General features: G+C 73.7%; 11 protein-coding genes. 10 read left to right on the plus strand and 1 reads right to left on the minus strand.

Going from position 1 to position 13,776, the window contains the following annotated elements:
• The first annotated feature begins 48 nt into the window (after positions 1-48).
• On the plus strand, positions 49-336 hold the full coding sequence (locus ACI794_RS08920) for a hypothetical protein (protein WP_456602510.1): 288 nt from the start codon (positions 49-51) through the stop codon (positions 334-336).
• Between the two features lie 12 nt (positions 337-348).
• On the opposite strand, the gene ACI794_RS08925 is transcribed toward ACI794_RS08920, so the two are convergent.
• Complete coding sequence (locus ACI794_RS08925) at positions 349-1,014, minus strand: MBL fold metallo-hydrolase (RefSeq protein ID WP_456580478.1); 666 nt, start codon at positions 1,012-1,014, stop codon at positions 349-351.
• A gap of 47 nt (positions 1,015-1,061) precedes the next feature.
• On the opposite strand from ACI794_RS08925, the gene ACI794_RS08930 reads away from it, so the two are divergent.
• The 9 genes from ACI794_RS08930 to ACI794_RS08970 all read left to right on the plus strand — a co-directional run bounded on the left by ACI794_RS08930 (position 1,062) and on the right by ACI794_RS08970 (position 13,769).
• Positions 1,062-2,567 (plus strand): amidase, encoded by a 1,506-nt coding sequence (locus ACI794_RS08930; RefSeq protein ID WP_456616181.1) that lies wholly within the window; start codon positions 1,062-1,064, stop codon positions 2,565-2,567.
• A gap of 166 nt (positions 2,568-2,733) precedes the next feature.
• Positions 2,734-5,631, plus strand: a complete 2,898-nt coding sequence (uvrA, locus tag ACI794_RS08935) for an excinuclease ABC subunit UvrA (RefSeq protein ID WP_456616182.1) — start codon at positions 2,734-2,736, stop codon at positions 5,629-5,631.
• Positions 5,632-5,825: 194 nt separating this feature from the next.
• Positions 5,826-6,101, plus strand: a complete 276-nt coding sequence (locus tag ACI794_RS08940; RefSeq protein WP_456580481.1) for a hypothetical protein — start codon at positions 5,826-5,828, stop codon at positions 6,099-6,101.
• A 131-nt stretch (positions 6,102-6,232) separates the two neighbouring features.
• The gene (uvrC, locus tag ACI794_RS08945) at positions 6,233-8,266 is read left to right on the plus strand and encodes an excinuclease ABC subunit UvrC (RefSeq protein ID WP_456616183.1); all 2,034 of its coding nucleotides are present in this window, start codon (positions 6,233-6,235) and stop codon (positions 8,264-8,266) included.
• A complete protein-coding gene (gene rapZ / locus ACI794_RS08950; protein WP_456602506.1) occupies positions 8,263-9,255 on the plus strand; it encodes an RNase adapter RapZ in 993 nt (330 codons plus the stop codon). The genes uvrC and rapZ overlap by 4 nt, the downstream gene beginning before the upstream one ends.
• Entirely contained in the window at positions 9,255-10,223 is a 969-nt protein-coding gene (locus ACI794_RS08955; RefSeq protein WP_456616184.1) for a gluconeogenesis factor YvcK family protein, read from the plus strand. The genes rapZ and ACI794_RS08955 overlap by 1 nt, the downstream gene beginning before the upstream one ends.
• 134 nt (positions 10,224-10,357) lie before the next feature.
• The gene (gene whiA, locus ACI794_RS08960; RefSeq protein ID WP_091930636.1) at positions 10,358-11,338 is read left to right on the plus strand and encodes a DNA-binding protein WhiA; all 981 of its coding nucleotides are present in this window, start codon (positions 10,358-10,360) and stop codon (positions 11,336-11,338) included.
• Positions 11,339-11,571: 233 nt separating this feature from the next.
• Positions 11,572-12,576, plus strand: coding sequence for a type I glyceraldehyde-3-phosphate dehydrogenase (gene gap / locus ACI794_RS08965; protein WP_456602504.1), 1,005 nt, complete (start codon positions 11,572-11,574; stop codon positions 12,574-12,576).
• Positions 12,576-13,769: a phosphoglycerate kinase gene (locus ACI794_RS08970; protein ID WP_456616185.1), complete on the plus strand. Its 1,194-nt coding sequence runs from the start codon at positions 12,576-12,578 to the stop codon at positions 13,767-13,769. Before gap ends, ACI794_RS08970 begins: the two co-directional genes overlap by 1 nt.
• Positions 13,770-13,776 lie beyond the last annotated feature (7 nt).

A 13,776-nucleotide genomic window follows, 5' to 3' on the forward strand; every position in this document is an offset into this window, starting at 1 on the left:
TGCCGTGCGGGGGTGCCGGCCAGGGTCCGGGGGCCTACCGTGCGCAGGATGGCGCTCATCTACCCCGTGCGGATCGACTCCCCGGAGCCCGACGAGGACGCGGACCCCGACTTCGGCGAGCTCGCCGCCGACCTCTCCGACCAGTGGCTGGTCGAGGTCGACCTGGGCGAGGACGGCGACGACGCCTGTTTCGGCCCGCTCACCCCGCGGGCGGCGTGGGACCTCGCCCTCGGCGTGGAGGGGCAGCGCCCCGAGTGGACGGTCTCGGTGCTCCCGCTGCACGTCCCGGGCACCCCCGACGAGCTCGTCGCCCTCTTCGACGAGGACGACGAGTAGCCCGGCCGGCGGTCACCAGCCGCGGGCGCGCCACTCCGGGAGGTGCGGGCGCTCGGCCCCCAGGGTGGTGTCCCGGCCGTGCCCGGGGTAGACCCACGTGTCGTCGGGCAGGACGGCGAACAGCCGCTGCTCGACGTCGTCGATCAGGCTGGCGAAGTCCTCCGCGGACCACGTCTTCCCCACGCCGCCGGGGAAGAGGCTGTCGCCGGTGAAGACGTGCACGCCGGCGTCGGCGGGCCCGCGCCAGACCAGCGCGATGCTGCCCGGCGTGTGCCCGCGCAGGTGCACGACCTCGAGCACCTGCTCGCCGACGGTCACGGTGTCCCCGTGCTCGACCGGCCGCGTCACCGGGACGGGGAGGGCCAGGGCGTCGGCGGGGTGCGCGACGGTCCCGGCCCCGGTCGCGGCGACCACGTCGGGCAGCGCCCGGTGGTGGTCCCAGTGGCCGTGCGTGGTGACGACGGTGCGCAGGTCGGCGTCCCCGACCAGCGCGCGGAGGACGTCCGGCTCGTCGGCGGCGTCGACGAGCAGGGCCTCGCCGGTCGCGGTGCAGCGGAGCAGGTAGGCGTTGTTGGCCATCTCGCTGACCGCGACCTTGGCGACGGTCAGGCCCGGCAGCTCGCGGACGTCGGCCGGGCCGCCGACGGTGACGTCTCCGGTGTAGGTCGGGGTGCTCATCCGGACTCCGTTCGGAAAGTGTCGGCGGGCGCCGTTACGGTCCAGGCATGGACGCTAGCGGAGGTGTCGGCACCGCTCAGGGCGATGCCCCGGGGGAGAGGGCCGGTGGGCAGCAGGCCGGGCAGCGGATCGTCGGGCTGACGGCCACGGAGATCGCCGCCCGGGTGCGCGCCGGCGAGCTCACGGCGGTGGAGGTGGTCCGCGCGCACCTCGACCACATCGAGGCGGTCGACGCACGGGTGGGCGCCTTCCGCGTCGTGCGGCGCGAGGCGGCGCTGGCCGAGGCGGCCGCGGTGGACGCGAGCCTCACCCGCTTCGCCCTCCCGCTGGCCGGCGTCCCGGTCGCGGTGAAGGACAACATCCCCGTGGCCGGCGAGGTCTGCACCGACGGCTCCCCGGCCTGCCCGGCGGGCCCGGCGCGGCGGGACCACGAGGTCGTGACGCGGCTGCGCAAGGCCGGCGCGGTCGTCGTCGGCATCACCCGCGTGCCCGAGCTCTGCCTGTACGCCGCCACCGACGGCCCTGGCACGGTCACCCGCAACCCCTGGGACACCGCCCTCTCGCCGGCCGGGAGCTCCGGCGGCAGCGCGGCAGCGGTCGCGTCCGGCTCGGTCCCGATCGCGCACGGCAACGACGGCATGGGCTCCCTCCGGCTGCCCGCCGCCGCCTGCGGCCTGGTCACGCTCAAGCCGGGCAACGGGGCGGTCCCCGGCGGCATCGGGGCCGACGACTGGTCGGGCATGGCGGTCAACGGGGTGCTGGCCACGACGGCGGCCGACCTCGCGGTCGCGTACGCCGTGCTCGCGGGGGAGCAGCCGTCGGCGCCGGCGGCACCCGACCGCCCGCTGCGGATCGCCGTCAGCACCCGGTCGCCGCTGCCCGGGGTCCGCGCCGACGAGTCCACCCGCGCGGCGGTCGACGCCGTGGTCAACCAGCTGCGGGCGGCGGGGCACACGGTGGTGCGCCGGAACCCGCCGGTCACCCCCGCGGCCGCGGCCGGCGCCCTCGCGCGCTGGATGGCCGGGGCGGAGGACGACGCGGAGTTCCTCGGGATCGACCGCGCTCTCCTGCAGCCCCGCAGCCGCACCCACGCCCGCATCGGCCGGCTGGTGCGCCGGCTCGGGCTGATCCGGCCCCGCACGCAGGCGCGGTTCCGGCAGCGGATGATCGACTTCTTCGGCTCCGAGGCCTCCGCGCAGGAGCCCGGTGCGAGCGCGCGGGGGTCGGGGGGCGGGGAGGTCCTCGATCTGCTGCTCACCCCGGTCACCACCGGTCCGCCGCTGCCCGCCCGGCCTTGGCACGAGCGCGGGTTCCTGGCCAACATCACGGCCAACGCGCGGTGGGCGCCGTGGACGGCGGCGTGGAACCTCGCGGGCATCCCGGCCGCGGTCCTGCCGGCCGCCACCCGGCCCGGCGGGCCCCCGGTTCCCGTCCAGTTCGTCGGCCCGCCGGGTGCCGAGGAGCGGCTACTCTGGATCGTCGGCGAGCTGGAGTCCCGCCGGCCCTGGCGCCGGTACGCGCCCGTCTTCGACCCCACCGCGACGCCGGACTGAGCGCCCGACCCGGCAGCGCCCGGCCCCGGTGACCGGGCGCAGCTCACACCGCCGGGTGGACGACCGCGGAACGCGCCGGTGTTGGACCGGGTGAACCGCGACCGGACCACGACGGCCGCCGTCCAGCGCACCACCGCTCCACACACCAGCGACCGACAGGGATCACATGGACCGGCTCGTCGTCCGCGGCGCCCGCGAGCACAACCTCAAGGACGTCCACATCGACCTCCCCCGTGACGCGCTCATCGTGTTCACGGGGCTGTCGGGGTCGGGCAAGTCCAGCCTCGCCTTCGACACGATCTTCGCCGAGGGGCAGCGGCGGTACGTCGAGTCGCTGTCGGCCTACGCCCGCCAGTTCCTCGGCCAGATGGACAAGCCGGACGTCGACTTCATCGAGGGGCTCTCCCCGGCGGTGTCGATCGACCAGAAGTCGACCAACCGCAACCCCCGGTCGACCGTCGGCACCATCACCGAGGTCTACGACTACCTGCGCCTGCTCTACGCGCGGGCCGGCCAGCCGCACTGCCCGAACTGCGGCAAGCCGATCTCCCGGCAGACGCCCCAGCAGATCGTCGACCAGGTGCTGGCGATGGAGGAGAGCACCCGGTTCCAGGTCCTGGCCCCCGTGGTCCGCGCCCGCAAGGGCGAGTACGTCGACCTGTTCAGCTCGCTGCAGACCCAGGGCTTCTCCCGCGTCCGCGTCGACGGGACGGTGCACCCGCTCACCGAGCCGCCGACCCTGAAGAAGCAGGAGAAGCACAGCATCGAGGTGATCGTCGACCGCCTGACGGTCAAGGAGAGCGCCAAGCGCCGGCTCACCGACTCGGTGGAGACCGCGCTGGGCCTCGCCGGCGGCCTGGTCGTCCTCGACTTCGTCGACCTGCCCGACGACGACCCCGCGCGGGAGCGCACCTTCTCCGAGCACCTGGCGTGCGTCGACGACGGGCTCTCCTTCGAGGCGCTGGAGCCGCGGTCGTTCTCGTTCAACTCCCCCTTCGGCGCCTGCGGCGAGTGCACCGGCATCGGCACCCGCAAGGAGGTCGACCCCGAGCTCGTCGTCCCCGACCCCGGGAAGAGCCTCGCCCAGGGCGCCATCGCCCCGTGGTCGAGCTCGATGAGCAACGAGTACTTCACCCGGCTGCTCACCGGTCTCTCGCAGCAGGTCGGCTTCTCCATGGACGAGCCGTGGGAGCGGCTGCCGGCCAAGGTGCAGAAGGCGATCCTGCACGGCTCGCCCGACCAGGTGCACGTCCGCTACAAGAACCGGTACGGCCGCGAGCGCAGCTACTACGCCGCGTTCGAGGGGGTGCTGCCGTTCCTGGAGCGCCGGCACGACGACACCGACAGCGAGTACATGCGGGACAAGTACGAGGGCTACATGCGCGACGTGCCGTGCCCCGTCTGCCACGGCACCCGGCTCAAGCCCGAGATCCTCGCGGTGAAGCTCAACGGGCGGTCCATCGCCGACGTCACCAACCTCTCCATCGGCGAGGCGTCGCAGTGGCTGGGCGCGCTGGAGCTCGGGGAGCGGGAGAAGGCGATCGCCGACCGCGTGCTGCGCGAGATCCAGGCCCGGCTCTCCTTCCTCGTCGACGTCGGCCTCGACTACCTCTCCCTCGACCGCCCGGCGGCCACCCTGGCCGGTGGTGAGGCGCAGCGCATCCGCCTGGCCACCCAGATCGGCTCCGGGCTCGTCGGCGTCCTCTACGTGCTGGACGAGCCCTCGATCGGGCTGCACCAGCGGGACAACACCAAGCTGATCGAGACCCTCGTGCGGCTGCGGGACATGGGCAACACGCTGATCGTCGTGGAGCACGACGAGGACACCATCAAGATGGCCGACTGGGTGGTGGACATCGGCCCCGGTGCCGGTGAGCACGGCGGCGAGGTCGTCGTCAGCGGCACGGTCGAGGAACTGCTCGCGAGCGAGCGGTCGCTGACCGGCCAGTACCTGTCCGGCCGCAAGCAGATCGTCGTCCCCGAGCAGCGTCGCGAGATCACGCCCGGGCGCGAGCTGGTGGTCAAGGGCGCCCGCGAGAACAACCTGCGCGGCGTCGACGTCGCCTTCCCGCTCGGCTGCATGGTGGCGGTCACCGGGGTGTCGGGCTCGGGCAAGTCCAGCCTGGTCAACGACATCCTCTACAGCGTCCTGGCCAACGAGCTCAACCGGGCGCGGCTGGTGCCCGGCCGGCACCGCACCGTCACCGGGCTGGAGCACCTGGACAAGGTCGTGCACGTCGACCAGTCGCCGATCGGCCGCACCCCGCGGTCGAACCCGGCCACGTACACCGGTGTGTGGGACCACGTCCGCAAGCTGTTCGCCCAGACCTCCGAGGCGAAGGTCCGCGGGTACCTCCCGGGCCGCTTCTCCTTCAACGTCAAGGGCGGCCGCTGCGAGGCGTGCTCGGGCGACGGCACGCTGAAGATCGAGATGAACTTCCTGCCCGACGTGTACGTCCCCTGCGAGGTCTGCAAGGGCGCCCGGTTCAACCGGGAGACCCTCGAGGTGCACTACAAGGGGAAGACCGTCTCCGAGGTCCTCGACATGCCGATCGAGGAGGCGGCGGACTTCTTCGCGGCCATCCCGGCCATCGCCCGCTACCTGCGCACGCTCACCGACGTGGGTCTGGGCTACGTCCGTCTGGGCCAGCCCGCGACCACGCTCTCCGGCGGTGAGGCGCAGCGGGTGAAGCTCGCCAGCGAGCTGCAGAAGCGGTCGAACGGGCGCAGCATCTACGTCCTCGACGAGCCGACCACCGGCCTGCACTTCGAGGACATCCGCAAGCTGCTGCTGGTCCTGCAGAGCCTGGTCGACAAGGGCAACTCGGTGATCGTCATCGAGCACAACCTCGACGTCATCAAGAGCGCCGACTGGCTCATCGACATGGGGCCGGAGGGGGGCTTCCGCGGCGGCACCGTCGTCGCGGAGGGCACCCCGGAGTTCGTCGCCTCGGTGCCGGAGAGCCACACCGGCCGCTACCTGGTGCCGTTGCTCGACGCCGAGGCGATCGCCGCGGCGGCGGCCGGCCCGGTGAAGAAGCGGGTGCGCAAGAAGGCGAGCTGACCGACCGGCGTCGTTGACGGCCCGCGTTCCCCGGGGGGAGCGCGGGCCGTCGCTCTCGGGGGGTGCGTCGCCGGTGCGGCGGCGCGGTCGACGCAGGGGGTTGAGTCGTCGCCTCACCCGCACTACTCTCGGTGTGACCGACGTCACCCCGGCCGACCGGAGGGGGTGACGGAGTCCCTCGGAGGAGGACAGCGATGAGTGCGCTGACGCCCGACTGCGACCCCGACCTGTCCAACTGCGGCTCGCCCGTGTCCGGTGGCGGCGTGCGGTCCACCATCGTCCTGCTCGCCGTGCTCGCGGCGTCCGCGAGCGCGGTCGGCAGCGGCGCGACCGGCGCCATGGCGTTCACCGCCGGCGGCGCCGCCGTCGTCTCGGCGCTGGTGCTCGGCCGCCGGGCCGTGCGCCTCGCGCAGCGCGCGACCGCCGGGATCGTCGCGCACACCTCCTGGCGGTCCCGCCCCGCCGGCTGACGCACCCGTGCGAGCCCGGTCCGGTGCGGTGCCACCGGACCGGGTCGGCGCGCCCGGGGCCGCTGGGGCGGTTGTGGCCGGGCGGGTGCGCTTCCTGACGGCGTGTCGGTGCCGCGACCTAGTGTGGAGACATGGCCGACCCGTCCACGTACCGCCCGGCGGTCGGCTCCATCCCGGAGTCCCCGGGCGTCTACAGGTTCCGCGACCCCAACGGCCGCGTCATCTACGTGGGCAAGGCCAAGAGCCTCCGCCAGCGGCTGAACAGCTACTTCGCCGACGTCGCGGGCCTGCACCCGCGCACCCGCCAGATGGTCACGACGGCGGCGAGCGTCGAGTGGACCGTCGTCGGCACCGAGGTGGAGGCGCTCCAGCTCGAGTACAACTGGATCAAGGAGTTCGACCCGCGGTTCAACGTCCGCTACCGCGACGACAAGAGCTACCCCAGCCTCGCCGTGACGCTGAACGAGGAGTACCCGCGGCTGCAGGTGATGCGCGGCCCGAAGAAGAAGGGCGTGCGCTACTTCGGCCCCTACGCCCACGCCTGGGCGATCCGCGAGACCCTCGACACCCTGACCCGCGTCTTCCCCGCCCGCACCTGCTCCACCGGGGTCTTCAAGCGGGCCGGCCAGATCGGCCGCCCCTGCCTGCTCGGCTACATCGGCAAGTGCGCCGCACCCTGCGTCGGCCGGGTCAGCGCCGAGGAGCACCGCCGGATCGTCGACGACTTCTGCGACTTCATGGCCGGCCGCACCGAGTCGATGATCAAGCGGCTCGAGCGCGAGATGGGCGAGGCCGCCGAGGCGATGGAGTACGAGCGGGCCGCGCGGCTGCGGGACGACATCGGCGCGCTCAAGCGGGCGATGGAGAAGCAGGCCGTCGTCCTCGGTGACGGCACCGACGCCGACGTCGTGGCGTTCGCGCAGGACGAGCTCGAGGCCGCCGTCCAGGTCTTCCACGTCCGCGGGGGCCGCGTGCGGGGTCAGCGCGGCTGGATCATCGACAAGGTCGAGGACGTCACCACCGGCGAGCTGGTGGAGCAGTTCCTCCTGCAGGTCTACGGCGGGGTCGACGAGCAGACCGGCGTCGGTGAGGCCGGCGAGGCGGTGCCCCGCGAGGTGCTGGTGCCCGAGCTGCCCGCCGACGCCGACGTCTACGTCGAGCTGCTGGAGGAGCTGCGCGGGGGCCGGGTCTCGCTGCGCGTCCCCCAGCGCGGGGACAAGCGCAGCCTCATGGAGACCGTCGAGCGCAACGCCAAGGAGGCGTTCGCCCGGCACCGGGTGAAGCGGTCCAGCGACCTCACCGCCCGCTCGCTGGCGCTCTCGGAGCTGCAGGAGGCACTGGAGCTCCCCGATGCGCCGCTGCGGATCGAGTGCATCGACATCAGCCACGTCCAGGGCACGAACGTGGTCGCGTCGATGGTCGTCTTCGAGGACGGTCTGGCGAAGAAGTCGGACTACCGGCGCTTCTCCGTCACGGAGGGCACCGACGACACCGCGGCGATGGCCGAGGTCGTGCGCCGCCGGTTCGCCCGCCACCTCAAGGACGAGGCGGACCGCCGGGACGAGCAGGGCATCGCCGCGGAGGAGGGGCGGCCGCGCAGGTTCGCCTACCCGCCGAACCTCCTCGTCGTCGACGGCGGTGCCCCCCAGGTCGCCGCCGCCGCCCGCTCGCTCGACGAGCTCGGCGTCGTCGACGTCGCGGTCTGCGGGCTGGCCAAGCGCATGGAGGAGGTCTGGCTGCCGGGGGAGAGCGACCCGGTCATCCTGCCGCGCACCTCCGAGGCGCTCTACCTGCTGCAGCGGGTGCGCGACGAGGCGCACCGGTTCGCGATCACCTACCACCGCCAGAAGCGGTCCACCAGCATGCTGGTGTCGCTCCTGGACGACGTCCCCGGGCTCGGGGAGACGCGACGGAAGGCGTTGATGAAGCAGTTCGGATCGCTCAAGCGGTTGCGCGCCGCGACAGTGGAGGAGCTCATGGCGGTGCCGGGGATCGGCCGGCGGACGGCGGAGGCGGTGCAGATGGCGGTCGCGGAGCCGGCCCGGGCGCCCGAGGAGGGGCGGCCGCCGGCGGAGACCAGCCTGGCACCGCAGGGCCCGGCCGAGCAGGGTGTCCCGCGCGCCGGCTCCGGCGACACCGCCGAGGTCGGCCGGGTGGCCTCGTGACCGCCGGCACCGGGTCGGCGCCGGCGGATGAGTCGGCCGTCGGGGAGGCCGGCGTCGAGGTCTCCGGGGCGCCGGCGGTCGGGCCGCAGAACGGCCTCTCGCCGGCGATGGATCCCGCGAGCACCGAGGTCCAGCCGCTCGAGGTCGTGGTCGTCACCGGGCTCTCCGGCGCCGGGAAGAACAGCGCCGGGCGCGTCCTCGAGGACCTCGGCTGGTTCGTCGTCGACAACCTGCCGCCGGCGCTCCTGCTCCCCATGGTGGAGCTGGGCGCCCGCGGTGACCTGCGCCGGTTCGCCGCCGTCGTCGACGTCCGCAGCCGCGCCTTCTCCAGTGACCTGGAGGAGGCGATCCGGGTCCTCTCGGCAGCCGGGCACCGGCCGCGCGTGGTCTACGTCCACGCCCGCGACGAGGTCCTGGTCCGCCGCTACGAGTCCAACCGCCGGGAGCACCCGCTGCAGGGCAACGGCACGCTCACCGACGGGATCACCGAGGAGCGGGCGCTGCTCACCGGCATCGCCGGCGAGGCGGACCTCTGGGTCGACACCAGCGACCTCAACGTCCACCAGTTGCGCGCCACGCTCGAGAACGCCTTCGCGCGCGACGGCCGCACCCCGCCGCTGACCGCGACGGTGATGAGCTTCGGCTTCAAGTACGGGCTGCCCCTGGACGCCGACCTCGTGGTGGACGCCCGCTTCCTGCCCAACCCGCACTGGGTGCCCGAGCTCCGCGAGCACACCGGGCGCGACGCCGACGTCCGCGACTACGTCCTCGGGCAGCCGGACGCCCGTGACTTCCTGGACCGGTACAGCGAGGTCCTGCGGCTGCTGCTGCCCGGTTACCGGCGCGAGGGCAAGCGCTACCTCACGCTCGCGGTCGGCTGCACCGGCGGGAAGCACCGCAGCGTCGCGATCGCCGAGGAGTTCGCCCGCCGGCTGCACGCCGAGGGCATCGCCGCCGTGGCCCGGCACCGCGACCTGGGACGCGAGTAGTGGGCGGGGCGACGTTCCCGGGGCGGGCGCCCCGGGTGGTCGCGTTCGGCGGCGGTCACGGGCTCGCGGCGGCGCTGGCGGCGTGGCGCAGGATCACCCCTGAGCTGACCGCCGTCGTCACGGTCGCCGACGACGGCGGTTCGTCGGGGCGGATCCGGCGCGAGATGCCGGTGCTGCCCCCCGGCGACCTCCGCATGGCCCTGGCGGCCCTGGCCGGGGAGGCCGAGCGCGAGCAGACCCTCGCCGCGCTCTTCCAGCACCGCTTCGGCGGCAGCGGCGTGCTCGCCGGCCACCCGGTCGGCAACCTGCTGCTGACCGGGCTGGCCGAGATGTTCGGCGGCGACACCGTCCGCGCCCTCGACGAGATGTGCGTGCTCGTCGGCGCCTCCGGTCGCGTGCTGCCCATGGCCGACGAGCCGCTGGACCTCGTCGCCCGGGTGGAGACCGCCGACCCCGACGACCCGGCCCGCGTGCGCACCATCCGCGGGCAGGCGGCGATCGCTGCGACCCCCGGCCGGGTCCGGGAGATCCGGCTCGCGCCCGCCGACCCCGTGGTGCACCCGGCGGTGCTCGACGCCATCGCCGCGGCCGACGTCGTCTCCCTCGGCCCCGGTTCCTGGTACACCTCGGTGCTGCCGCACCTGCTCGTGCCGCGGCTCCGCGCGGCGCTGGCGGCCTCCGGTGCCCGGGTGGTGGTGGTGCTCAACCTGGAACCGCAGCCCGGCGAGACGGACGGCTTCTCCCCGGAGGAGCACCTGTCGGTGCTGCAGGCGCACCTGGACGGAGTGGCGTTGCACACGGTGGTCGCGGACGTGGAGTCGGTTGTTGACCGCCGTGGTCTCCTTGAGGCGGTCCGCGGGTGCGGTGCCGAGCTGCTGCTGGCGCCGGTCGCCGAGCCGGACGGTGCGCCGCGGCACGACCCGGGGCGGCTGTCCGCGGCGCTGGCATCCGTGGTCGGCTTGCGGTGAACGGATAGCGGAGTGCGAGCGGGTACCAGGTGGACGGTCGACCGGCCGGCACGAGGGGGAGAGGGGACGGCGTACGTGACGCTGACCCGGACTGCGGGGGCGGATACCTCCGGAGGAACGTGGGGGTGGACGGCATGGCGATGACCGCCATGGTGAAGGACGAGCTCTCCAGGGTGGAGTGCACGAAGACCTCCGAGCGCAAGGCCGAGGTGACCGCGCTGCTGCGGTTCTCCGGCGGGTTGCACATCGTCGGTGGCCGCGTGGTCATCGAGGCCGAGCTGGACACCGGCTCGGTCGCCCGGCGGCTGCGCCGGGACATCAGCGAGGTCTACGGCTACACCAGCGGTGTCAGCGTGCTCGCGGGCGGGAACATCCGCCGCGGTGTGCGCTACCTCGTCCGCATCGCCAAGCACGGCGAGGGTCTGGCCCGCCAGACCGGCCTGGTCGACCAGCGCGGCCGCCCGGTGCGCGGGCTCCCGCCGGCGGTCGTCTCCGGCAGCATCAACGACGCCGAGGCGGCCTGGCGCGGTGCCTTCCTCGCCCACGGCTCGCTGACCGAGCCCGGCCGCTCGTCCTCGCTCGAGGTCACCTGCCCGGGGCCGGAAGCGGCCATGGCGCTCGTCGGCGCGGCCCGCCGGCTGGGGATCGCCGCCAAGGCCCGCGAGGTCCGCGGCGCCGACCGCGTCGTCGTCCGGGACGGTGACGCGATCAGCGCGCTGCTGACCCGCATGGGCGCCCACGACGCGGTGCTGGCCTGGGAGGAGCGGCGCATGCGCCGCGAGGTGCGGGCCACCGCGAACCGCCTGGCCAACTTCGACGACGCGAACCTGCGCAGGTCCGCGCGGGCCGCCGTCGCCGCCAGCGCGCGGGTCGAGCGCGCCCTGGAGATCCTCGGCGAGGACGCGCCCGAGCACCTGCTCGTCGCCGGCCGGCTGCGCCTGGAGTTCGGTCAGGCCTCGCTGGAGGAGCTCGGTCAGCGGGCCGACCCGCCGATGACCAAGGACGCCGTCGCCGGTCGCATCCGGCGGCTGCTGGCCATGGCCGACAAGCGGGCCAAGGACCTCGGCATCCCCGACACGGAGTCCGTCGTCACCGACGACATGCTGGCCCAGTAGAAGGACCCCCTCGCCCCCCACGCCTCGTACCTCGGCGCGGGCCCCTGCGAGGGGGCCGTTCCAGAGCGTCGCCGGCGGGGCCGTTCCAGAGCTGGGCCAGGACCCTTGTCGATCAGGTGACCTGATCACCAGGGAGCGGGGGCCGCGCCGCGGCGGGACCGATAGGGTCTGCACCGAGCGAGGCCGCGCGGTCCGTGCGGCAACCGACGTGACGGTTCCATGGGAGGTCTGCAGTGACGGTCCGGGTAGGCATCAACGGATTCGGCCGGATCGGCCGCAACTTCTGGCGGGCCGCCGCGGCCAGCGGTCAGGACATCGAGATCGTGGCGGTCAACGACCTGACCAGCAACGAGGCCCTGGCCCACCTGCTGAAGTACGACAGCATCCTCGGCGTCCTCAAGGAGGAGGTCGCGGCCGACGGCGACGGCATCACCATCGGCGGGAAGACCATGAAGGTCCTCTCGGAGCGCGACCCGGCCAACCTGCCCTGGGGCGACCTCGGCGTCGACGTCGTCGTCGAGTCGACCGGCTTCTTCACCAAGGCCGCCGACGCCCGCAAGCACGTGGACGCCGGTGGCGCCAAGAAGGTCATCATCTCCGCGCCGGCCACCGACGACGACATCACCATCGTCATGGGCGTCAACGACGACCTGTACGACGGCTCGCAGACGATCATCAGCAACGCCTCGTGCACCACCAACTGCCTGGCGCCGCTGGCCAAGGTCCTCAACGACGCGTTCGGGATCGAGCGCGGCCTGATGACCACCATCCACGCCTACACCGCCGACCAGAACCTGCAGGACGGTCCGCACAAGGACCTGCGCCGTGCGCGCGCCGCCGCCCTCAACATGGTGCCGACGTCCACGGGCGCGGCCAAGGCGATCGGCCTGGTGCTCCCGGAGCTCAAGGGCAAGCTCGACGGCTACGCCATCCGGGTCCCCGTGCCGACCGGCTCGGCCACCGACCTCACGGTCCAGGTCTCCCGCGAGGCCTCGGCCGACGAGATCGACGCCGCCTACCGCGAGGCCGCCGCCGGGCCGCTGGGCAAGTACCTCACCTACACCGACGCGCCGATCGTCTCCTCCGACATCGTCACCGACCCGTCGTCGTGCATCTACGACGCGAAGCTCACCAAGGTCTTCGGCCCGATGGTCAAGGTCCTGGGCTGGTACGACAACGAGTGGGGCTACTCGAACCGCCTCGTCGACCTCACCACCCTGGTCGGCAAGTCCCTCTGATGCGCTCCGTCGACGACCTCATCGCCGAGGGCGTCTCCGGTCGGCGCGTGCTGCTGCGCGCCGACCTGAACGTCCCGCTGGACAAGCAGACGCGCGAGATCACCGACGACGGCCGGATCCGCGCGAGCCTGCCGACCCTGCAGGCGCTGCGGGAGGCCGGGGCCCGCGTGATCGTGGCGGCGCACCTCGGCCGCCCCAAGGGCACGCCGGACCCGCAGTTCTCGCTCGCGCCGGTGGCCGCCCGCCTGGGCGAGCTGCTCGGCACGACCGTGCCGCTGGCCACCGACGTGGCCGGCGAGGACGCGCAGGCCAAGGCCGCCGGCCTCGGGGACGGCGACGTCCTCCTGCTGGAGAACGTGCGGTTCGAGGCCGCGGAGACGTCGAAGGACGACGCCGAGCGGGCCGCCTTCGCCGAGCGGCTCGCGGCGCTGGCCGACGTCTACGTGGACGACGCCTTCGGCGCGGTGCACCGCGCCCACGCCTCGGTGTTCGACGTCGCCGAGCGGATCCCGCACTACGCGGGCCGCCTCGTCGCCCGCGAGCTCGAGGTGCTCACCCGGTTGACCACCGACCCCGAGCGGCCCTACGTGGTGGTGCTGGGCGGGTCCAAGGTCAGCGACAAGCTGGCGGTGATCGAGGCGCTGCTGCCCAAGGTCGACCGGCTGCTCGTCGGCGGCGGGATGTGCTTCACCTTCCTGGCCGCGCAGGGCCACGAGGTCGGCACGTCGCTCCTGGAGGCCGACCAGGTGGAGACCTGCCGCCGGCTGCTCTCCGAGGCCGGTGACCGGATCGTGCTCCCCGTCGACGTCGTCTGCGCGCCGGAGTTCAGCGCGGAGGCGCCGACCACGATCGTGGCCGTCGACGCCATCCCCGGTGACCAGATGGGGCTCGACGTGGGGCCGCGCACCGTGGAGCTGTTCGGCAGCACCCTGGGCGACGCGCGCACCGTGTTCTGGAACGGCCCCATGGGCGTCTTCGAGCTGGCGCCCTTCCAGGCCGGCACCCGCGGCGTGGCGCAGGCGGTCTCCGCCGTCGCCGGGCTGTCGGTCGTCGGCGGCGGGGACTCGGCCGCCGCGGTGCGGGTGCTCGGCCTCGACGAGAACGCGTACGGGCACATCAGCACCGGTGGCGGCGCGTCGCTGGAGTACCTCGAGGGCCGGGACCTCCCGGGCCTCGCGGTGCTGGCCGACTGAGCGAGGA

The organism is Blastococcus sp. SYSU DS0541, assembly GCF_054050875.1.

Excerpts from the sequence above, each read along its gene's own strand:
- ACI794_RS08920 (WP_456602510.1), top strand. The coding sequence starts at position 49 with ATGGCGCTCATCTACCCCGTGCGGATCGACTCCCCGGAGCCCGACGAG.
- ACI794_RS08925 (WP_456580478.1), bottom strand. The coding sequence starts at position 1,014 with ATGAGCACCCCGACCTACACCGGAGACGTCACCGTCGGCGGCCCGGCC.
- ACI794_RS08930 (WP_456616181.1), top strand. The coding sequence starts at position 1,062 with ATGGACGCTAGCGGAGGTGTCGGCACCGCTCAGGGCGATGCCCCGGGG.
- uvrA (WP_456616182.1), top strand. The coding sequence starts at position 2,734 with ATGGACCGGCTCGTCGTCCGCGGCGCCCGCGAGCACAACCTCAAGGAC.
- ACI794_RS08940 (WP_456580481.1), top strand. The coding sequence starts at position 5,826 with ATGAGTGCGCTGACGCCCGACTGCGACCCCGACCTGTCCAACTGCGGC.
- uvrC (WP_456616183.1), top strand. The coding sequence starts at position 6,233 with ATGGCCGACCCGTCCACGTACCGCCCGGCGGTCGGCTCCATCCCGGAG.
- whiA (WP_091930636.1), top strand. The coding sequence starts at position 10,358 with ATGGCGATGACCGCCATGGTGAAGGACGAGCTCTCCAGGGTGGAGTGC.
- ACI794_RS08970 (WP_456616185.1), top strand. The coding sequence starts at position 12,576 with ATGCGCTCCGTCGACGACCTCATCGCCGAGGGCGTCTCCGGTCGGCGC.